The organism is Collinsella aerofaciens (genome assembly GCF_028206995.1).
In the GTDB taxonomy this organism is placed as follows: domain Bacteria; phylum Actinomycetota; class Coriobacteriia; order Coriobacteriales; family Coriobacteriaceae; genus Collinsella; species Collinsella aerofaciens_AQ.
This window is the reverse complement of record NZ_JAQLFL010000002.1, coordinates 85,173-104,466: the sequence shown is the minus strand read 5'-3', so window position 1 is coordinate 104,466 and position 19,294 is coordinate 85,173. Positions and strand designations below refer to the sequence as shown.

The window sequence follows — 19,294 nt, the reverse complement described above, 5'->3', positions numbered from 1 at the left end:
CGCCTCCTAAATAAACACGTCGACGAGGATGGGCATAAGGTTGAGCAGGCCAAACACCAGCGCCACGCCCCAGCCGAGCTTAAAGCAGCTGCGCCAGGTGCTGCGTGCGAAGGTGTTGTCGATCAGCACCTCGACAAAATACGTCGCAGCCATCACGACCAGGGCGACCAGCCAGCTCACCGGGTTGTCCCAAACAAAGAACATGCCCACCCACATCAAAAACAGCACGGTCTCGCACCAGTGCATAAGGGTCATCTTGGCCAGCGTGCCGCCGCTCATCTCGGTGGCGACGCCCTGGACAATCTCCTGATGCGCGTGATGCGAGTACGAAAGGTCGAACGGCGACTTGCGTAGCTTGATGGTGAGTACCGCAAGCAGCGCCAAGAAAATGGGCGCACTGTACGCGATGATGGGCGCCGACTGCCCGGTTACGGCGATGGAGTCGAAGCTATCGGTAGCAAGGTACAGGCCCACGCTCATCAGCAAAACGGCGGGCTCGTAACTCATGACCTGTAGCAGCTCGCGGTCGGCGCCGACCTGGGCAAACGGGCTTTGCGTCGAGGCGGACGCCAGCACCACAAAGATTGCAGCGAGGGTAACCATAAAAGCGCACAGCAGCGTGTTGGAGCCCGACACAAAGATGCCGCCGCCCACGACGGTGAAGATGAGCGCGCACGCCATGTAGGTATCGTCCATGGTGTTTACGCTGGCAGGGGCCTTGCGCAGCAGCTTGGCAACGTCGTAGAAGGGCTGCAGCAGGCGCGGGCCCACGCGGCCCTGCATGCGGGCGGACAGCTTGCGGTCAACGCCGTCGATCAGGCCGCCCACAAGCGGCGCCAGCAAGGCAAACGCCACGGTACCAATAAAGATGCCCACGACGCCCGAACCTTCAAAATACTTGCCGCGCAGCACCGAGGGCGCGCTCATGGCAAGCCGCTCGGGCCCAATCCACGCGCAGCACAGCAGCGCAAACAAGATAATGCTGCAGCACACCACGCTACCCGCGGGGCCAATACGCTTCTCGCCAAGGGCGTCCTCCGAGTACCAATTTCGCTTTTCGGCCTTCACCTCGTGTCCCATCGAGCCGCGGAAATGGCGGTAATTGTCGGTTCCCACACCCGAAAGATATACGTTTACGTGCGGTTTGTTGCTCACGCGGAATGAAGTCAGCAGCACCACGGCGATAAACGCCACGATAACCACCATCAGATACATGGCGTCCTTGCCAATAACGTACGGCACGCGGCCAAACACCATGGCCAAGTAAGGCGACACCAGGCCGCTCGAGATAACCGGGAAGGCCACGCAGCACAGAATCAGGAGCGCGGCGATGGTGTTGAGGGCCATCCATTCGGTCTTGTGGACATTGACCTCAACGTTTTGAGCCGTGGGGTCGACGCCCGAAAGCTTGGCAAGCCACTTGCCCCAGAAGTAAAACGTCGCGGCCGAGCCAAAGGCAAGCACCATGATCATGAGCACGTTGCCGGTCTGCGCAAACGCCACCAGGGCGCCCCACTTGGACACGAGCATGCCAAACGGCGCCACAAACATGCCCATGATGCCCAGCATCATCAGCCGCGTCAGGTGCGGCATGCGGCTGAACATACCGTCCATGTCCTCGATATTGCGGCTGCCGATATGATGCTCGGCCGTGCCCACGCACAGGAACAGCAGCGACTTGGCCACCGTGTGGAACAGGATCAGGAAGATGGCCGCCCACACGGCCTCGGGCGCGCCGACACCCAAGCAGGCACTGATGAGGCCCAGGTTGGAAATGGTGGAGTACGCGAGCACGCGTTTGGCGTTGCTCTGCGAGATGGCCATGAGGGCAGCGAGCAAAAACGTGATGGCACCCACACTCGTGACCATAAAGCCAGTCACGGGATAGATGGCATAGAGCGGGCTGAGCTTGACCATCAGGAACACGCCGGCCTTGACCATGGTGGACGAGTGCAGCAGGGCGCTCGTGGGCGTGGGGGCAACCATGGCACCCAACAGCCAAGTGTGGAACGGCATCTGTGCGGCCTTGGTGAGTGCGGCGAGCGACAGCAGGATGACCGGCATCACCAGCAGCGCGGATTGCGCGGTTCCGGCGCCGGAAAGCTCGATCATGCCCGAGATGGTCAGCGGCATGCCGTTAACGTGCAGATACATGAGTCCGATCAAAAACGCGATACCGCCCAGCATGTTGAGAATGATCTGGGTGAAGGCGTTTTTGATGGCCTCGGGCGTGCGCGTGTAGCCAATCATAAGGAACGAGCACACGGTGGTGATTTCCCAGCCGCAGAACAGCCACTCAAGGTTGTCGCTCGTCACGATGACGAACATGGCCGAGAGGAACAGGAACATAAGCGCCAGGAACTGCGGGCGACGGTCGGGCGCGGTCTGCCCGCGCAGCGCGGCCTCGTGCTCGTCGTGGGCCTGGAAGTCCTTCATGTAGCCCAGGGCATACACGCAGATTAGGCTGCCGACGATGCCGACGGCGAGGACCATGATCACGCTCATGTAGTCCAGGTAGAGCGGCGTTGCGATGACGGCTTCGGCCGCGGGCAGCGTCATGGCTGCAAAGGCGAGCGAGCCCACCAGCTGGACGATGCCGAGCACCGTGGTGAGCGCGTTCCTATATTTGTACGCGTTGTACAGGATGACGGCGCACAGGATGACATCGATGACGGAGCTGATGATCGAGAGCACGTGCGAGGTGCCGGGGGCGACCTCAAAGCTCTGCGGACCCGTGCCAAAAAACATGACGGCGACTACAACTGTCACCGCCATAATAATGCCGGAACCTATGAGCCCCACCGCATCGCGGGCGCGGTCACCGCGCACGAGCAGCATGCCCAGCGCCGGTACCAGCGGAAACAGGGTAAGGAAATACAGTAGCGTCATACCATCACTCCCCCATGCAAAAACGCTGCAATTGTTTAACGTTATAGCTCAATTGAGGAGTAGCGGCGGCAGGTTTTCGGTCAATTGGGGAGTTTTAGGCGTACGGGGTAAGGAGTCTGTCCTCATTGGAGTAGAGGGGCAACGTTTCCTTACCGCGGCGACAGGCGCGCGGGCCGCTGCGCGGTTTATTGGCCACGTTGGAGAATGTCCCGATAGGCTCGCACCGGTCCAAAAAGTTGGCGCGGCAAGAAAAATGCGCCCCTGTGGGCGCACCATCCCGTTTGCTATTTCGCCTTTTTAACGCGCGGCTTGCGACCGCGCGGCTTATCGACCAGTGCGGACTCACCGCTCTCGCGGTACTGACGGCACCAAGCCTTGACCGAAGACTCGCTGGGAATCTTGTGCTTGATCATGGCCTCGCGAACCGTTAAGCCGTTTTCCAAGCGGTCCTTGACCACGGCGAGCTTAACTTCGTACGAATAGGTGTGATGATGCGAACCGGCGTTGAGAACGGCGTCGGCACCGCCCACAGCATACGCGCGGGCCCACTGACGAGCTGTGGCCTAGGGAATGCCAAGCTCCGCGGCGAGGGCGCGATGGCCGACCCCCTCTTGGAGGATCTCGACGGCGCGCTGCCTAACCTCGGGCACATGCGTGCGAGTCCTAGTTGCTTCCGACATACCTGCCACTTCTTAGCCTTAACCGTTAATCTGCTTTCTTACGTGCAAGTTAGATAGTAGCATTTTACTGTTTGCTCAAAGCAGTTAATTAAAATAGACGCGGCGTTATCTGGGCATTTGGCACCAAATTACGACATTTCTTTATCGATTATTTACGCTGGTAGCTGACTCGCAGCTAATCGTCATTCGCTTGTCAACAAAATTGACATCTCTTTATGTCCTTTGGTATAGAGGATATAGTTATTAACCCCTCCCACAATAATTTTGAGTGATCTGCAATGCAGTAGACGTCCTCACTCCTCATGATTACCGCGCATTGCCATCCACTGGAGCAAAACAAAAAGGGCGGGACCTGCTGCGCTTGCAGGCCCCGCACCGGTTGACACCCGACGGGACACAGCCGGGCGAGACGGATCCGTGCTACCGCCCCGCCTGGCCGCGATGTCCAACTACAGCTCGTTGGCCGCGTGATACGCCGTGCGAATGGCGCTCGCAATGTCGGCGGTGCGCTCGCCCGAGCAGTCGCCCACGCAGGTCACGGGCACCGTCACGCCATCCAGGTCAAACGCGTTGGCCTTGGAGCCCACGGCCATCACCACGTAATCGCAGGCGATCTTCACCGGCTCCTCGGCGCCGTCCTCGGCGGTGCGAACGGCCTCCACGCCCTCGTCAGTAATGGCGGTCAGGCGGGTCTTCACGTGCTGCTCCACGTTGTGCTCGGCAAAGTCGCTCATAATCAGCGGCAGAATGGTCTCAGACTCGCCCGCGGCAATCTTGTCGAGCATCTCCACGATCGCCACCTCGCAGCCGTGCTGCAGCAGATACTCGGCAGTCTCGGTGCCCACCAGGCCACCGCCAATGACGGCGACGCGGCCGCTGAGCTCCACCTTGCCGGCCAGCACGTCCCAGCTCGAGACGACCTTGTCCGAGTCGGCACCCGGAACGGGGATGACCACGTCGTGTGCGCCCACGGCCACAATCGCAGCGTCGGCGGCGTTGAGGTCCTCAGCGGTAGCGGCATGGCTGAGCTCAACCTTCACGCCCAGGCCAGGCAGAATCTTCTCGTAGTACTCGACCGAGCGCATGATCTCGTCCTTGCGCGGAGGCGCAGCCGCCAGCACAATCTGGCCGCCCAAGTGATCGCTCGCCTCGTAGATGGTCACGTCGTAGCCGCGCTTGGCCGCCACGCGTGCGGCCTCTAGGCCGGCGATGCCACCGCCCACCACGGCGATCTTCTTGTCGCCCTCGCCCGGCTTGATGGCGATGGTCGCCTCGTCACCGTTCTCGGCATTAAGCACGCACGAGATGTACTTGCGGTTTTGAATCGCGTCGACGCAACCTTTGTTGCAGTTGAGGCACTCGCGGATGGGTTCGCCCGTGGCGGCCTTCAGCGCAATGTCGGGGTCGCACATGAGCGAGCGGCCATAGGCGATGATGTCGGCGGCGCCGTCTTCCAGAATCTTCTCGCCGGCCTCGACCGAGACAACACGGCCGACGGTTGCCACCGGCACGGAGACCAGGGCCTTGACGCGCTCGGCCACGGGCAGCGTCCAGTTGTAGGGCATGGCGCCCATGGGCGGAATGGTGTCGCCCATGTTGCCGGTGTGGTTGGCCTGTGCGACCTGGATCATATCGATGCCCGCGCCCTCGAGCAGCTTGGCGAACTCGCAGGCCTCGTCGGGCCGCAGGCCGCCCTTGCCGCGCGGCGTGCCGTCGGGGTTCTCCATGATCACGGGGAGCTTGTACTCCACCATCAGCTGCGGCGCAGCCTCCTTAATGGCGGCGACGACCTCCAGCGCATAACGGACGCGGTTCTCGAACGAGCCACCATACTCGTCGGTGCGCTGGTTGAGGATGGCCGAGCACAGCGAACCCACCAGGCGGTCGCCGTGGACCTCGATGGCATCGATTCCGGCCTGCTGCGCGCGGGCGGCCGAGGCGGCGATGGCCTCCTTAATCTGGGTGAGCTGCTCTACGCTCGCCTCGTTCACAAAGTGCTGCATGTCGTGATGCAGCTTGGCGTAGGCCTGGTTGCGGATCTCGTTGGACTCGGCCATCTTGGCGGCAAAGGTCTCCTCGTCGCCGGCGGCCTTGGCCTCCTGCGCGGCCTTGGCAGCGGCCATGGAGCCCATGACCATGCGGCCGACACCGGGCACGTCGTACTCGGGGTGGAACAGCTGCAGCGCGACCTTGGCGCCGTGCTTGTGGACGGCGTCGGCCAGCGCCTTAAACGTGGGGATCTGGGCGTCGGTTGCCAGCTTGGGCGTGGGGCTTGCGGTCATGACGGGAGCAACGTCGCCGATGACGATGTAGCTCACGCCGCCACGGGCCAGGCGCTCGTAAAAAGCCAGGCTGCGCTCGCCAATGGAGCCGTCGCGCTCCTCGTAGCCGGTGGTCAGCGGCGGAAACATAATACGGTTTTTGAGCTCAAGGGGGCCAACCGTAATGGGCTGGAGCAGCTTGGATGCAGGTGCGGTCATGGACATTCCTCTCTTGTAGGCGCGGCGGCGATGATGCCGCGTAGTTGTCTAGAGGATATGGCATAGGGGTACAGCGGCACAACGGAAATCGGCGAATATCAGGTGGCAGCAGGTGGATGGGACGGGACGGCCCGTCGGTTTGTCTCAATCTGTAACAGTTACGCGGCAAAACTGGGTCTTACTGTTACAGATCGAGATATTCCCCTCGACCCAACCTCAACAATCTCAATCTGTAACAGTAAGACCCACTTTTGACCCCTACCTGTTACAGATCGAGACAAACCAAACCCGCCTGCCAGAAAATCTCAATCTATAACAACAACTCGGCAAAATGAGCCCCAGATGTTACAGATTTAGACAAACGGGACCCAACCCACCGGTATATCTCGACCTGTAACACCTAGCCGCCCAAATCGGGTCTAGATGTTACAGATTGAGATCTTTGATTGAGAGGTTGGGAATTGGGCTGAGAAAACAGTCCCGTGATAACAAAAAAGCTCGCCGGCTAGGCCGACGAGCTGCAAGTTCTTGGTCGCGGGGGCAGGATTTGAACCTACGACCTCCGGGTTATGAGCCCGGCGAGCTACCAGACTGCTCCACCCCGCAATGTCTGGGCGCCTCATGTGCGCAAGAAAGAATATTACGCGGGAGTTCGGTAAACGGCAAGGAAAAACTCGTGGAGCATAATTCCTTCATATTTAAACCCCTCAGCCCCTATCACCGTAAACGAATCGCAGCCGAGTGCCGTCGGCGGCGCGTATACAATGGTGCGCGTCCTTTTATGCCAACACTGGGAGTAGACATGCTGCTCGCTATCGATATGGGAAACACGCAGACGGCCATGGGCCTGTTTGACGGAGACGAGCTGGTGCAGTCGTGGCGCATGCCCACCGACCGCTCCTATACCGCCGACGAGATCCATGTGCGCCTGATGGGTTTCTTTAAGATGTACGGCCTTTCGCTCGACGCGGTCGACGCGATCGCCTTTGCCGGCGTGGTGCCGCAGCTCTCGCGCGAATGGCACGCCGTGGCCGACCGCATTGCCGCGGACGCCATCGTCATCGGGCCGCAGACGGCCGCGGTGACCAAGCTGCGCGCGGCGCGTCCCCAAGCCGTAGGCGCCGATCGCGTCGCTAACGCCGTTGCGGCCGAAACTTTCTACGGCGCGCCGGCAATCGTGGTGGACTTTGGCACCGCGACCAATATCGACGTCATCGATGAGGACGGTTATTACATTGGCGGAGCGATCGCGCCGGGCATTCGCATCTCCATGGACGCGCTTGCCGCCCGTGCCGCCAAGCTCGCCAGCGTGCCGCTCGAGGCGCCCGAGCACGCCATCGGCCGCGATACCGAGGAGTGCATCAAGGTCGGCGCCGTAACGGGCGCCGCTGCCATGGCCGAGGGCCTGGTCGCGCGCATGAAGCGCGAGCTGGGCCGCGAGGATGCCACCGTTATCGCCACGGGCGGTCTCGCCAGCATCGTCGCCGATTCGACCGATGCCTTCGACGTGGTCGACGGACAGCTCACCATCAAGGGTATCTGCGAAATCTACCGCCGCATGCAGGAGCTGGGATAGAGCAGGGGCTTAAGTCGAACACGCCCGATGCCACAGTCCCCGCAAAGGCTCGCCAAACCTATTCCTCAGACAGGCGAAACCCTCCCCGGCACAGGCCGAGGAGGGTCTTGTTGTCATCGTTGCCTTTGCGCGCTGGCGCCTCGCGCTACAGCCCGCGAATCCGTACGGCCTCGGGCGGAAACTCCTGCTCGCCGGCATCGGTCTTGATGGTCGCGCGGCCCCAGATGTCCAGGCCTGCAAACACACCGACCGCAAGCGGCAGGCCGTTGGGCGACACCGCCGCAACTTGGCGGCCCAGCAGCGGCACCATGTCGAAGTACTCGCCCAGCACGGGAGCCAGCGGCCCTGCGGCGCCTTGCGGCGTGTTGGCAACAACCGCCCAAGCGTCCACGCGGGCCAGCACGGCGGCGGCCAGCGTCTCGACCAGCGCTTCGTCAGCCACGTCCACACCAAGCTCGCCCAGCGCCGAACGCTCAATATCCACCGTCACGGCACCGAACATGCCCGCAGCAGCGGCACCGCCGTTCACGGCAACACGCGCGAGCGACGTCTCAAACGCAGGCGCACCGCACACGATATCGCTCGGCCACTGGATACCCACCTTACCGGCAAGGCCCAACCCCGGCGTCGAAGCCGTGCCCACGAGCGCGTCCATCATGCCCATCGCAGCCACAAACGGCAGGCCGTGGAAGGCATGCATGTTCACGTCCGGGCGCACGATCAGCGAAAACGTCAGCGAAGCATCGCCCGCGCTCCAAGCGCACCAGCCCGCGGACGCACCCTCGCGGCCCGCGTCGCGCGCGGCGTCAAGCTCGGTACCGGCGACAACAGCATTCATCTCGATCATCTACATACGCCCCAATTCGCCCACGATATGGCCCACGCGGTCCTCGGGCTCCTTGACCTCGACACCGTTGTAGCGGAAGAACCGCGCCGGGTCGTGCATCAGGTCCTCGAGCGGCACCAGCACAAAGTCGCGCTCGCCAATGAGAGGATGCGGCAGGCGCAGCTTTTTGCCGCCGTGAGTCTCGCCGTCCATCCACAGCAGGTCCAGGTCGATGGTGCGCGGACCGTTGGCCTTGGCCTTTTTGGAGCGGTCGCGCCCAAGCTCGGCCTCGATCTTCATGAGCTCGTCGAGCAGCACCAGCGGCGCCAGCTCGGTCTTGATCTCGATGACGGCGTTGGCAAACGCGTCCTGGCGCGTCTCGTAGGCCGGCTCGCTCTCGTAGATCTTGGAGGAGTTGGACACGCAGGTGAGCGGAATCTCGGCGATCATGTCGCGCGCGGCGCGGATGTTGTCGCAACGATGCCCCAAGTTGGAGCCCACGGCCACAAACGCACGGCGCGGCTGCGGCTTGGCGACGGCCCAGTAACCGTTCAGGAACTGCGCAAAACCCGCGGCGTCGTGCACGCGCACGATGTTGGCACCGGCCTGGATGGCGCCCAGGCACACGCCAAACGTGGCGGCATCGCGCGCGGCGGCCTCGGTCACGCCCGAGACAGCGCCCACAAAACGCTTGCGCGACACGGCGCACATGAGCGGATAGCCCAGTGACGCCATCTTGGCAGTCTCACGCTGGATGACGATGTCCTCGTTAGCCGACTTACCAAAGCCCGGGCCAGGATCGATGCAGATGCGGTCGCGCGACACGCCGGCATGGATGAGTGTGCGGGCCTGGTCGGACAGAAAGCCCATGACGCGGCGCATGATGGGCGCCGAATCGGGCAGGGTAAAGCGGCGGAGCTGAGAGGTGGGCACGTAGGCCTCCTCGCGGCGGGCGCTGCGGCGCATCATGGCGGCCAGGCGGTCATTGGACTCCGATGCGGCCTCGGTGGCCTCGGGCGCGGCCTCGGGCGCGGGCGCGACGGTCTCGGCGGCAGCAGCCTGCTCGGCGGCCGGCGTCTCCTGCCCCAGCTCGGTTGCAGGCTCGGACGTGGGCTCCGGCTCGCCAAACGGCAGTGAGGGCTGTACCACACCGCCCGGAAGCTTGGCCTCAACCTTGGGCTCGCCCAGCAACTTGCCGCGACGGCGACGGGCCGGCTTCTCGGCCTCGCGCGCGGCCTCGGCAGCCGCTTCGCGTGCCTTCTCGGCAACAAACGCCGCAGCCGAGGTATCGAGCTGCACCGTTGCGTGCGTGCGGGCGGGCGCGGCGACCTCGCCGGCATGCATCACGATGACGCCGCAGGTGCTCGTCTTAACAAACTCGACCATCTTGGGATCGGTGAAGCCGGTCACGTCATTGACGATCGAGGCGCCGCAGCGCACGGCCGCCTTGGCAACCGCCACATGACGCGTGTCGATCGAGACGATGGCGCCCTCCTTGGCCAGCGCGCGCACCACGGGCAGCACGCGGCGAGCCTCCTCGTCTGGGTTGACCGGGGTAAAGCCGGGGCGCGTGGACTCGCCGCCCACGTCGATGATGTCGGCGCCGGCGTCGAGCATCGCCAGGCCGTACTCGATGGCGGCATCCGGGTCGAAGTGCTCCCCGCCATCGCTAAACGAATCGGGCGTCACGTTGAGGACGCCCATGATGCGCGGACGGTCAAAGCTGAGCTCATACTTTCCGCACCGCCATGTCTTGCTGTCGTTCGCCATGAACATCCTCCTAAAATGCCCACGCCGCCGAGCTTGGGGAGCTGGCGGCGGGGTCGCTTTGCACTCAGTCTTTCTATTGTATCCGCGCGCGCGGGCTAGAACGCAAACGCGGCCGCGATGTCGCAAGAAATCAGCAGGTCGGCATTTGCATCCTGATCGGTGGGAGCAAGGTTGCATATGGCCAGCGTATCGCCGGTAAAGTATCGCGTAAGGCCTGCCGCCGGATACACCACGAGCGAGGTCCCGCCCACAATGAGGGCATCGGCCGCGGCGATGGCGGCAACGGCACCGGTCAGCACATGTTCATCGAGCGGCTCTTCGTAGAGCACCACATCGGGCTTGATGCGGCCGCCGCACGCGGGGCACGCAGGCACGCCCGCGGCATCCTCGTGCTCGCGCGAGCAAATCCACTCGGCGCTATAGACCGTGCCGCACGACTGGCAAATGTTGCGATGGACCGATCCGTGCAGCTCGAACACGCGCTGTGATTCGGCCATCTGATGCAGGCCGTCGATATTTTGCGTCACCACGGCATCAAGCTTACCGGCGCGCTCCAGCTCGGCCAGCTTGGTGTGGCAGCGGTTGGGTTTAGCGTTAAGCGCGATCATCTTGGTGCGGTAAAAGTCGAAGAACTCCGCCGGATGCGCCTCGTAAAAGCTATGCGACAGCATGGTCTCGGGCGGATAGGCAAACTGCTGGTGATACAGGCCGTCCACGCTGCGGAAATCGGGAATGCCACTTGCCGTAGAAACGCCAGCGCCGCCAAAGAAGACCACGCGCTTGTGGGTGTCAAACAGATCCGCCAGCGCGGCGGAGGCCTGTCTGGGGTCCGATATTGCCTGCGTCATATGAGTCCTCCGTCCTTGTTAGTCGGGCAGCGTTGAGCGACGTCCCAGCATGCGGCCTTTAAGTCAGCATGCGCGGATCCCACCCCGCCCCTGTTGCGCTAATCTTAAGCCTGCCAACCCCGTCGAAAGGACACCATGCCTCAGACTTACACTTTCGCCTCGTGGAACGTCAACGGCCTGCGCGCCGTGCTCAAAAAGGACCCGAGCTTTATCCAGATCGCGCAAGAACTCGACGTCGATATCCTGGCGCTGCAAGAGACCAAGTTGCAAGAAGGCCAGGTCGATATTGACCTGCCCGGCTATCACCAAACCTGGAGCTACGCCGAGCGTAAAGGCTATTCGGGCACCGCGGTCTTTAGCCGCCAGGAGCCGCTGCGCGTACTGTGCGCCGATGCGCTGCTGCCCTACGCCGGCGAAGGCGAGGCGGCCGTGCTCGTCGCCCAAGCCGCAACCGAGGGCCGCGTCTGCGCGCTCGAGTTCGACAAATTCTGGTTTGTGGATGTCTACACGCCCAACGCACAAAATGAGCTCGCGCGCATCGACGTGCGTATGGCCTGGGACGATGCCTACCGCGGCTTTTTGAACGCGCTCGAGCGCGAGACCGGCAAACCCGTCGTAACCTGCGGCGACTTTAACGTGGCGCATGAGGAGATCGACCTTAAGAACCCCAAGTCCAACCGCGGCAACGCAGGCTTTTCGGACGAGGAACGCGGCAAGTTTACCGAGCTGCTCAACGCCGGCTTTACCGATACCTGGCGCGCGGCAAACCCCGACGTCGAGGGCGTCTACAGCTGGTGGAGCTATCGCTTTAATGCCCGCAAGAACAACGCCGGCTGGCGCATCGATTACTTCCTGGTAAGCGACGCAATCGCCGACAACGTACGCGACACCGGCATCCGCGGCGACATCTTCGGCAGCGACCACTGCCCCGTCACCCTCACGCTAGAACTCTAGCCCCAAGTAATTCCTGGGGGGACAGAGGAAAACAGATTGTGTGGCCCCTCTCCCCCTATAAGTTGCGGTGGAATAGTTCCTGTTTGGGCAGCAAATAGCCAAAAACGAGAACTATTCCACCGCAAGTTCGTGAGGGAATGCGAAATGCCTTACAGCCCGTATTTCACGACGACACGGTTAATGCGGCGACACCAAGGCTTGTACAAGGCGGCCAAAAACACGCAGGTCGCAAGGCCGTGCGTAATATCGAACGGCACTGCCGTGGCAAGACGCGCCGCGGCACCCGCCCACGTGAGCGGCTGTACAAAACCAATGATGTCATACGCGTTGATCACGACGCCATAGAGCAGGCCCGACGCAAAGCCGTACGCCAGCAGCGCTGGCATGCGCACGGTGCCGTCGGCGCGGTCGAACGCACCCGCATACGCCAGCACACCGCCAACGTATCCCACGAGCCCCCAGGCATACATCTGCCACGGCGTCCACATGCCCTGCCCAAAAAAGAAATTGCTGGTCAGCGCTGCCAGCGCGCCAACCATAAAACCATTGCGGCGACCAAGCGTCGCCCCCGCGATAATGGCGATGGCGCTCACCGGTTTAAAGTCGGGAATGGGCCCAAACAGGATGCGCCCCGCCGCCGCCAGCGCCGCCAGCACCAGCGTGGGCATAATCTGGCGCAAACCCGGACGAGATGCCTCGTAACCCGCAAAGAACAGCGCAAGTACCAACGCCACCACAACCAGCATGGCCAACGCTGCCTGCTCAACACCCGCCAGCAACGCGGCAGCCATCACCGCCGGCACCGCCAACAACAGCGGGATCTCCAGTTTTGCAAGTAGGCGCGAAACGCGATAATCCGTCATCCCATCACGCCCTATAGAACACGTTGTCGGCAAAGAAGTCGGCCGGGGGCTCCATGCAGGCAATCTCGCCGTCAAACATCATGGCGACGTCGTCGGCTACCTGCTCGGCAAAGTCCAAATCGTGCGTAGCCATGATGACGGTGCCGCCAGCCTTCGCATGGTCACGCAGGGCGCGGGCGATGATGCGGCGGCTCTCCAGGTCCAAGCCCTTCGTGGGCTCGTCAAGCAGCAGCAGCTCGGGGCCGATCAGCAGCAGCTTTGCCAGTGCGAGCAGCTGGCGCTGTCCGCCCGAGAGGTCGTAGGGGTGGCGCGTCTCCAGGCCGTCCAGTCCAAGTTGCACCGCACGCTCCCGCGCCAAGTTCTCGTCATATCCGCAGGTCGAGGACCATTCCATCAGCTCATCGCGAACCGTCTCGGCAACCAGCAATGCTTTGGGATTCTGAGGCAGCAGCGCCGCCGAGGCCGCCCCGCGCACCATGCGGCCGCGCTGCAGCTTGGCGGTCTTCGCCAGCACCGAAAGCATTGTCGACTTGCCGCAGCCGTTACCGCCCGCAACCGCATGCACCGCGCCAGCCGAAAACGACGCATCGAGCCCGCGCAGCACCCAACCGCCCGCGCGATCGTAGCGAAACCAGCTCCCTGCCAGGGTGGTAGCCGACCCAGCGTGCATTTTTTGGAGTATTCTGCTTCCATCCGTGCGCGGGAAGGCTTCCGAGCCGTTCTCGAGCGACGTTTGCGCCACAAATTCGGACGATTTGTCCAATTTCGAACTTTTTTTCGCGCTCGATACATCCCGGGGCGGCTCCAGAAAGCCCAAATTGTCCTCACGCCTGCTGAATACTCCGTTTTTTGCACATCGGATGGCACCCCACCCCAACATGTCATCGGAAAACAGCGATTCTCGGCGTCCCAAAGAAGCCATATCCGCCACGTCGCGCACGCGACCGTCCTCAATCCGGTACGCACACGTCGCATACTCGAGCATCGGCCGCGGTTGATGCGTAGCCACAACAACCGTGCAGCCCAGCTCACGGTTCACGCGAAACAGCGCGTGCAGAAAATTCTTCTCGGCAACGGGATCGAGCTGAGACGTGGGCTCGTCGAGTAGCAGCACACGCGGACGCAGCGCCAAGACGGCGGCAAGCGACAGCAGCTGCTTGCGGCCACCCGAAAGCGTATCGGTATCGCGATGAAGCCAGTCCTCCAGACCAAGGAAATAGCTGGTCTCGGCAACACGGCGGCGCATCTCGTCGCGCGACATGCCTAAGTTTTCCAGGCCAAACGCCATCTCGTGCCACACGGTCTCGCACACAATCTGGTTCTCGGGATCCTGAAACACATAGCCCACGCGCTCCGCGGACGTCCGAACATCCATGTCGGCAACGCTCTCGCCCAGCACGCGCAGTTCGCCAGCGCGCTCGCCCGTCGGCGCGATCTCGGGTTTGAGCAGCGAGAGTAGCGTCGACTTGCCCGAACCGGTACCGCCAACAAGCAGCGCAAACGCACCTTGGGAAACACGCCAATCAAGCCCCTCGAGCACCGGTGCCTCGGCCCCGGGATAGGCAAAACTAAGGCCCCGCACCTCAATCGCAGGCACATCGGAGCCGCACGCCCCGCCCGTTACCGAGCAGCTATCCAACCGAGCCATCAGCCAAACCTCTTCTCATCAATCGCGTGCAACGCGCAAGGCAGCACCATCCAGGCAGCGTACACGACATAGCCCGGCCACGGCGCCGGCACCGAGAGCTGCGGATAAAACGAATACTGCGTCGTCGCGGTCCACGCCACCGCCACCGCGGCAGCACCAAACAGCGCAAGCCCAACCAGCGCGGCAACGTCGCTGAGTCCCAGTCGATACCGCGCATACGTCGTACGACGCGTCGCGGCACCCCACCCGCGTGAGCGCATCGCGTCCGCGCGATCCAGCGAATCTTCCATGCCCCAGCCCATCAACACGCTTGACGCCCGCAGACGCGAGCGCACGGGATCGGCCGGCGCGCGCCCCGGCACGTCAATCGCATCCTGCACCGCCAGCACCGTACGACCGCGGCGCAAAAACTGCGGGATAAGCCTCATGCACATCGAGATCATGAGCGCGATCACCGGTGCGGCATTACCCAGCAGCGCGAGCACCTTGTCGTATTCGAGCATCGACGCCGCGGCCTCAAACCACAGCACGCTCGCCACAAACAGCCCACCCATGCACAGGCCATATACCATGCTCTCCAGATACACCGCGCGCATGCCAATACGGAACAGCTCCGTCGAGCCCGAGGCACTAAACAGTGGATTGACCAGCGCGATAATCAAAATCACCGGCAGCTGCCAGCGAAGTGCGCCCAGCGTGCGGGCAGCCCCACGCGTCGCAAATCCATACGCCAACCCGCCCGCAAGTGACAGCGCAATCAGCACCGGCTGCATCGAGAACATGGTGAGCCCCAGCGTCAGCACTATATAGAGCGCCGGCACAGCTGGATGCGACATCGAGAATGCCGCGACGGGCTCGCCGCCAAACTCCTCTCGTATGTTGTCCACGGGCACCCCCGTCCCCTCGCTCAAACGACAGCTCCGCAGCACCGCCGCCATGCACGGCCAGCGCAAACGCCACGCCGGCGGCGCAAGCCTCAACCGCCGCAATCCAATCGTTACGCGCTCAACATATGCCTGCGGTATCATATTGCGCCGTGTATCGTTTCCAAGCACACGTCTCTATAACGTAACAGGAGATCACATGGACGCAACCGCAATTATCCTCGCCGCCGGCGAGGGCACCCGCATGAAGTCGAACCACTGCAAGGTTTCGCACAAGATCCTGGGCAAGCCCATGGTTCAGTGGATCGTCGACGCCACCATCAAGGCCGGCTGCAGCCGCGTCGTGGTCGTCATCGGCAGCCACGCCGACGAGATGCGCGCCCTCATCGACGGCGCCTACGCCAACAGCGCCACCAAGGTCGAGTGCGTCGAGCAGACCGAGCGCCTGGGCACCGGCCACGCCGTGAAGGTCGCGCTCGAGGCCTGCGGCATCACGCAAGGCCCCGTCGTCGTGCTCAACGGCGACTTGCCGCTCATCACCGCCGACACCGTCGCCAAGTTCGCGCAGACCGTCGCCACCGGCGAGCTCGCCTGCACCGTCATGACCATGACCCCGCCCGACCCCTTTGGCTACGGCCGCATCAAGCTGGGCGCCGACGGCCAGATCGAGCGCATCATCGAGCAGAAGGACTGCACGCCCGAGCAGGCCGCCACGCTGCTGGAGTGCAACGCCGGCTGCTACGCCTTTGACGGCGCGCAGCTCGCCGCCCACATTAACGAGATCGGCAACGACAACGCGCAGTCCGAGTACTACCTGCCCGACATGCTCGAAATCCTCAAGGGTCACGGCCAGGTGGTCTCCATCTTCCACTGCGACGACTACCGCGACGGCCTGGGCGTCAACAGCCGCATTCAGCTCGCGCAGCTCACCGCCATCGCGCGCGACCGCATCAACGAGCACTGGATGGCCGAGGGCGTCACGTTCATCGATCCCACGCAGGCCTGGATCGGTCCCGATGCCGTCATCGGCCGCGACACCGTCGTGTGGCCGCAGACGCACCTGATCGGCCACGTCACCGTGGGCGAGGAGTGCCAGCTCGGCCCCAACAGCCGCCTCACCGACACCACCGTCGGCAGCGGCTGCACCATCGATGAAACCATCGCCGTCGAGGCCGTCATCGAGAACGGCGTCGACTGCGGCCCGCGCGCCTACCTGCGCCCGGGTACCCACATGCTCGACGGCTCCAAGGCCGGCACGCACGTGGAGATCAAGAAGTCCACGATCGGCGAGGGCTCCAAGGTGCCGCACCTGTCCTACATCGGCGACACGACCATGGGCTCCGGCGTCAACGTGGGCGCCGGCTCCATCACCTGCAACTACGACGGCGTACACAAGCACAAAACCGTCATCGGCAAGGATGCCTTCATCGGTTCCGATACCATGATGGTCGCGCCCGCCCAGATTGGCGACGGCGCGCTCGTGGCCGCCGGCTCCGTCATCACTGAGCCGGTCCCGGCAGACGCACTCGGTCTGGGCCGCGCCCGTCAGGTAAATATTGAGGGCTGGGCCGCCGATTATCGCCGCCGCCTGCACGAGGACGACGAGGTATAACGTTTTACCAAGCATCTAAGGAGCCGCTTCCGTGGGGACGGCTCCTTTTTCTATGCTGACCTGCGCGGCCGGATGAGTGGTCGGTTCGTGTCCGTTGACGGTAAAGACGTTATCAAGACTCGATAAACCCCGCCGCGCGGTTACAATGCAACAAGGCATCTATATGGCATTCGATATAAAGGAGAAGGGTAATGCCGATTAATGATCCCGAGAAGTCGGAGAATATGCGCAAGTCCATCCGCGTGTATTCCGGTTCCTCCAACCGTCCCCTCGCTCAGAAGATCGCTGAGTTCCTTGGGGTCGAGCTTTCGGGCCTTACGCTAAAGCAGTTCGCCAACGGTGAGATTTACGCCCGCTACGACGAGACCGTCCGCGGCGCCGACGTCTTCCTGATTCAGTCCGTGGCCGGCGGCAACGTCAACGACATGCTCATGGAGCTGCTCATCGCCACCGACGCTGCCAAGCGCGCATCCGCCCGCTCCATCACCGCCGTTATCACCCACTACGGCTATGCCCGCCAGGACCGCAAGGCCGGCCCGCGCGAGCCCATCACCGCCCGCCTCGTCGCCAACCTGCTCGAGCGCGCCGGCGTCAACCGCATCATCACCCTCGACCTGCACCAGGGCCAGATTCAGGGCTTCTTCGATATCCCGGTTAACCACCTGTCCGCGCTGCCGCTGTTTGGCCAGTACTACAACGACATGCACTTCGACACCGACAACCTGGTTGTCGTCTCCCCCGATGTGGGCCGCGCCAAGGCCGCCAAGAAGCTGTCCGACATGCTCGGCTGCGACCTGGCCATCGCCCACAAGGGCCGTCCGCGCCACAACGCCGCCGAGGTCATGGGCATCATCGGTGACATCAAGGGCAAGACCTGCATCATCAACGACGACATGATCGACACCGCTGGCACCCTGTGCGCCAACGTCAAGGAGCTCAAGGCTATGGGCGCTGGCGATATCTACGTCTGCGCCACCCACGGCATCTTCTCCGGTCCGGCCATCGAGCGTCTGAACGACGCCCCCATCGTCGAGTGCCTCGTCACCGACGCCATTCCCGTCGAGGTCGGTGGCAAGATCAAGACCATCTCGGTCGCCGAGGAGTTCGCTCAGGCCATCTCCGCCGTTTACCACGAGGAGCCCGTCTCCACGCTCGTCGGCGGCGACTTCGCGCTGTAGTCGCTCGACCCTCGCATCCCTCCGGAAGCCCCGGACACGCCTGCGGGGTTATCACGCGAACGTCCTCGCCGCTTTGCGGCTGCGGGATGTTCGCTTTGATAACCCCTCCCGGCGTGTCCGGGGCTTCCTGCTGTCTCGGGGCAGCTGTTTTCTGAAATGACTTTGCTGCAACCTTTCCTCGCCTTCGGCGGGCGTGGTAGCCTTTGTCGTTGATTGAACTTTTGTGTAACGAAAGGATGAACATGGCAGCTGCACAGCCGCTTAAGATTCGCATGGTTGCCGGGCTTGGCAACCCTGGCGATGAGTATGCCGAGACCCGCCACAACGCTGGCTTCAAAGCAATCGACGAGTTGGCCCGTCAGGCCGGTGTCACGTACTGGAAAAACCAGGCAGGCGCCGAGATCGCGCTCATCAACATCAACGATCCCGAGGAAGAGGGAGGCAAGCGCCAGATTGTACTGGTCAAGCCGCAGTCATACATGAATACCTCGGGCGGTCCCATCTCCAAGCTCTGCCGCGAGTACAAAATCAAGGCCGAGGAGCTGCTCGTGATCCACGACGAGCTCGACATTCCCGCCGGTGACGTGCGCGTCAAGGTGGGCGGAGGCCATGCCGGTCACAACGGCCTGCGCTCCATCATCGACAAGATGGGCAGCCGCGACTTCAGCCGCATCCGCACCGGCATCGGCAACCCTCCCGGTAAGATGGCCGTCGCCGACTACGTGCTTAAGCAGCTGCGCGCCCGCGAGGCCGAGGATTTCCAGGACACCTGCGCCCGCGCCGCAGATGCCGCCGGTCTGGCCATCGTCCACGGCGTAATCTACGCCCGCGATCACGTAAACGGCGCCGCTTCCGCCAACGGCAAGCACTAGAACCTACTATTTAGGGACAGGTTTATTTTGGCAGGTTTTACCTGCGGAAACTCCCCAGTTGCGGCATCGCAATCAACCGCGCGCCGACATACATGCATAACGCTCCAAAGGGGGCCGGCCTCATCACAACCCGAGGCCGGCCCCCTTTGCCGTTTTACCTGATAAAACCGACCAAAATAAACCTCTCCCCCTTTGGTAGGCCAAAGTGGATAAA

14 protein-coding genes and 1 tRNA gene are annotated in these 19,294 nt (G+C 62.7%); 5 read left to right on the top strand and 10 right to left on the bottom strand.

The genetic code is table 11. From position 1 onward, the window contains the following. Window positions 1-6: 6 nt before the first annotated feature. The 4 genes from PMX60_RS02370 to PMX60_RS02355 all read right to left on the bottom strand — a co-directional run bounded on the left by PMX60_RS02370 (window position 7) and on the right by PMX60_RS02355 (window position 6,655). Complete coding sequence (locus tag PMX60_RS02370) at window positions 7-2,889, bottom strand: proton-conducting transporter transmembrane domain-containing protein (RefSeq protein WP_271746738.1); 2,883 nt, start codon at window positions 2,887-2,889, stop codon at window positions 7-9. A 284-nt stretch (window positions 2,890-3,173) separates the two neighbouring features. Then, entirely contained in the window at window positions 3,174-3,419 is a 246-nt protein-coding gene (locus tag PMX60_RS02365) for a helix-turn-helix domain-containing protein (RefSeq protein WP_271746737.1), read from the bottom strand. Between the two features lie 599 nt (window positions 3,420-4,018). Beyond that, a complete protein-coding gene (bilR, locus tag PMX60_RS02360) occupies window positions 4,019-6,049 on the bottom strand; it encodes a bilirubin reductase, long form (RefSeq protein WP_271746736.1) in 2,031 nt (676 codons plus the stop codon). 529 nt (window positions 6,050-6,578) lie between these two features. After that, window positions 6,579-6,655: transfer RNA gene (locus tag PMX60_RS02355), tRNA-Met, on the bottom strand. Window positions 6,656-6,851: 196 nt separating this feature from the next. Between PMX60_RS02355 and PMX60_RS02350 the strand changes: the two genes are divergently transcribed. Then, window positions 6,852-7,625 (top strand): type III pantothenate kinase, encoded by a 774-nt coding sequence (locus PMX60_RS02350; RefSeq protein ID WP_158554584.1) that lies wholly within the window; start codon window positions 6,852-6,854, stop codon window positions 7,623-7,625. A gap of 145 nt (window positions 7,626-7,770) precedes the next feature. On the opposite strand, the gene PMX60_RS02345 is transcribed toward PMX60_RS02350, so the two are convergent. From PMX60_RS02345 to PMX60_RS02335, 3 genes are all read right to left on the bottom strand, one after another. Further along, a complete protein-coding gene (locus PMX60_RS02345) occupies window positions 7,771-8,472 on the bottom strand; it encodes a hypothetical protein (RefSeq protein ID WP_055310271.1) in 702 nt (233 codons plus the stop codon). After that, window positions 8,473-10,221 carry a dihydropteroate synthase gene (gene folP, locus PMX60_RS02340; protein WP_215673689.1) on the bottom strand — a complete coding sequence of 583 codons (1,749 nt, stop codon included), beginning with the start codon at window positions 10,219-10,221 and terminating at the stop codon, window positions 8,473-8,475. 95 nt (window positions 10,222-10,316) lie between these two features. Beyond that, the gene (locus tag PMX60_RS02335; protein WP_215673690.1) at window positions 10,317-11,069 is read right to left on the bottom strand and encodes an NAD-dependent protein deacylase; all 753 of its coding nucleotides are present in this window, start codon (window positions 11,067-11,069) and stop codon (window positions 10,317-10,319) included. Between the two features lie 135 nt (window positions 11,070-11,204). Between PMX60_RS02335 and PMX60_RS02330 the strand changes: the two genes are divergently transcribed. Further along, the gene (locus PMX60_RS02330; RefSeq protein ID WP_215673691.1) at window positions 11,205-12,023 is read left to right on the top strand and encodes an exodeoxyribonuclease III; all 819 of its coding nucleotides are present in this window, start codon (window positions 11,205-11,207) and stop codon (window positions 12,021-12,023) included. Between the two features lie 149 nt (window positions 12,024-12,172). On the opposite strand, the gene PMX60_RS02325 is transcribed toward PMX60_RS02330, so the two are convergent. The 3 genes from PMX60_RS02325 to PMX60_RS02315 are packed head-to-tail and all read right to left on the bottom strand — an operon-like array spanning window position 12,173 to window position 15,421. After that, window positions 12,173-12,886, bottom strand: a complete 714-nt coding sequence (locus PMX60_RS02325) for a DUF6580 family putative transport protein (RefSeq protein WP_215692916.1) — start codon at window positions 12,884-12,886, stop codon at window positions 12,173-12,175. 4 nt (window positions 12,887-12,890) lie between these two features. Then, complete coding sequence (locus PMX60_RS02320; RefSeq protein WP_271746735.1) at window positions 12,891-14,534, bottom strand: ABC transporter ATP-binding protein; 1,644 nt, start codon at window positions 14,532-14,534, stop codon at window positions 12,891-12,893. Next, complete coding sequence (locus PMX60_RS02315; protein WP_271746734.1) at window positions 14,534-15,421, bottom strand: energy-coupling factor transporter transmembrane component T; 888 nt, start codon at window positions 15,419-15,421, stop codon at window positions 14,534-14,536. The genes PMX60_RS02320 and PMX60_RS02315 overlap by 1 nt, the downstream gene beginning before the upstream one ends. Window positions 15,422-15,617: 196 nt before the next feature. Here PMX60_RS02315 and glmU point away from each other — a divergent pair, with 196 nt between their 5' ends. The 3 genes from glmU (at window position 15,618) to pth (ending at window position 19,080) form a co-directional block, all read left to right on the top strand. Beyond that, window positions 15,618-17,030: a bifunctional UDP-N-acetylglucosamine diphosphorylase/glucosamine-1-phosphate N-acetyltransferase GlmU gene (gene glmU / locus PMX60_RS02310; RefSeq protein WP_271746733.1), complete on the top strand. Its 1,413-nt coding sequence runs from the start codon at window positions 15,618-15,620 to the stop codon at window positions 17,028-17,030. A 191-nt stretch (window positions 17,031-17,221) separates the two neighbouring features. Further along, a complete protein-coding gene (locus PMX60_RS02305) occupies window positions 17,222-18,208 on the top strand; it encodes a ribose-phosphate diphosphokinase (RefSeq protein WP_195568406.1) in 987 nt (328 codons plus the stop codon). Window positions 18,209-18,450: 242 nt separating this feature from the next. Continuing rightward, the gene (gene pth / locus PMX60_RS02300) at window positions 18,451-19,080 is read left to right on the top strand and encodes an aminoacyl-tRNA hydrolase (RefSeq protein ID WP_271746732.1); all 630 of its coding nucleotides are present in this window, start codon (window positions 18,451-18,453) and stop codon (window positions 19,078-19,080) included. The last annotated feature ends 214 nt before the right edge of the window (window positions 19,081-19,294 follow it).

Excerpts from the sequence above, each read along its gene's own strand:
- bilR (WP_271746736.1), bottom strand. The coding sequence starts at position 6,049 with ATGACCGCACCTGCATCCAAGCTGCTCCAGCCCATTACGGTTGGCCCC.
- pth (WP_271746732.1), top strand. The coding sequence starts at position 18,451 with ATGGCAGCTGCACAGCCGCTTAAGATTCGCATGGTTGCCGGGCTTGGC.
- PMX60_RS02325 (WP_215692916.1), bottom strand. The coding sequence starts at position 12,886 with ATGACGGATTATCGCGTTTCGCGCCTACTTGCAAAACTGGAGATCCCG.
- PMX60_RS02335 (WP_215673690.1), bottom strand. The coding sequence starts at position 11,069 with ATGACGCAGGCAATATCGGACCCCAGACAGGCCTCCGCCGCGCTGGCG.
- glmU (WP_271746733.1), top strand. The coding sequence starts at position 15,618 with ATGGACGCAACCGCAATTATCCTCGCCGCCGGCGAGGGCACCCGCATG.
- PMX60_RS02305 (WP_195568406.1), top strand. The coding sequence starts at position 17,222 with ATGCCGATTAATGATCCCGAGAAGTCGGAGAATATGCGCAAGTCCATC.
- PMX60_RS02350 (WP_158554584.1), top strand. The coding sequence starts at position 6,852 with ATGCTGCTCGCTATCGATATGGGAAACACGCAGACGGCCATGGGCCTG.
- PMX60_RS02370 (WP_271746738.1), bottom strand. The coding sequence starts at position 2,889 with ATGACGCTACTGTATTTCCTTACCCTGTTTCCGCTGGTACCGGCGCTG.
- PMX60_RS02345 (WP_055310271.1), bottom strand. The coding sequence starts at position 8,472 with ATGATCGAGATGAATGCTGTTGTCGCCGGTACCGAGCTTGACGCCGCG.
- folP (WP_215673689.1), bottom strand. The coding sequence starts at position 10,221 with ATGGCGAACGACAGCAAGACATGGCGGTGCGGAAAGTATGAGCTCAGC.
- PMX60_RS02320 (WP_271746735.1), bottom strand. The coding sequence starts at position 14,534 with ATGGCTCGGTTGGATAGCTGCTCGGTAACGGGCGGGGCGTGCGGCTCC.
- PMX60_RS02330 (WP_215673691.1), top strand. The coding sequence starts at position 11,205 with ATGCCTCAGACTTACACTTTCGCCTCGTGGAACGTCAACGGCCTGCGC.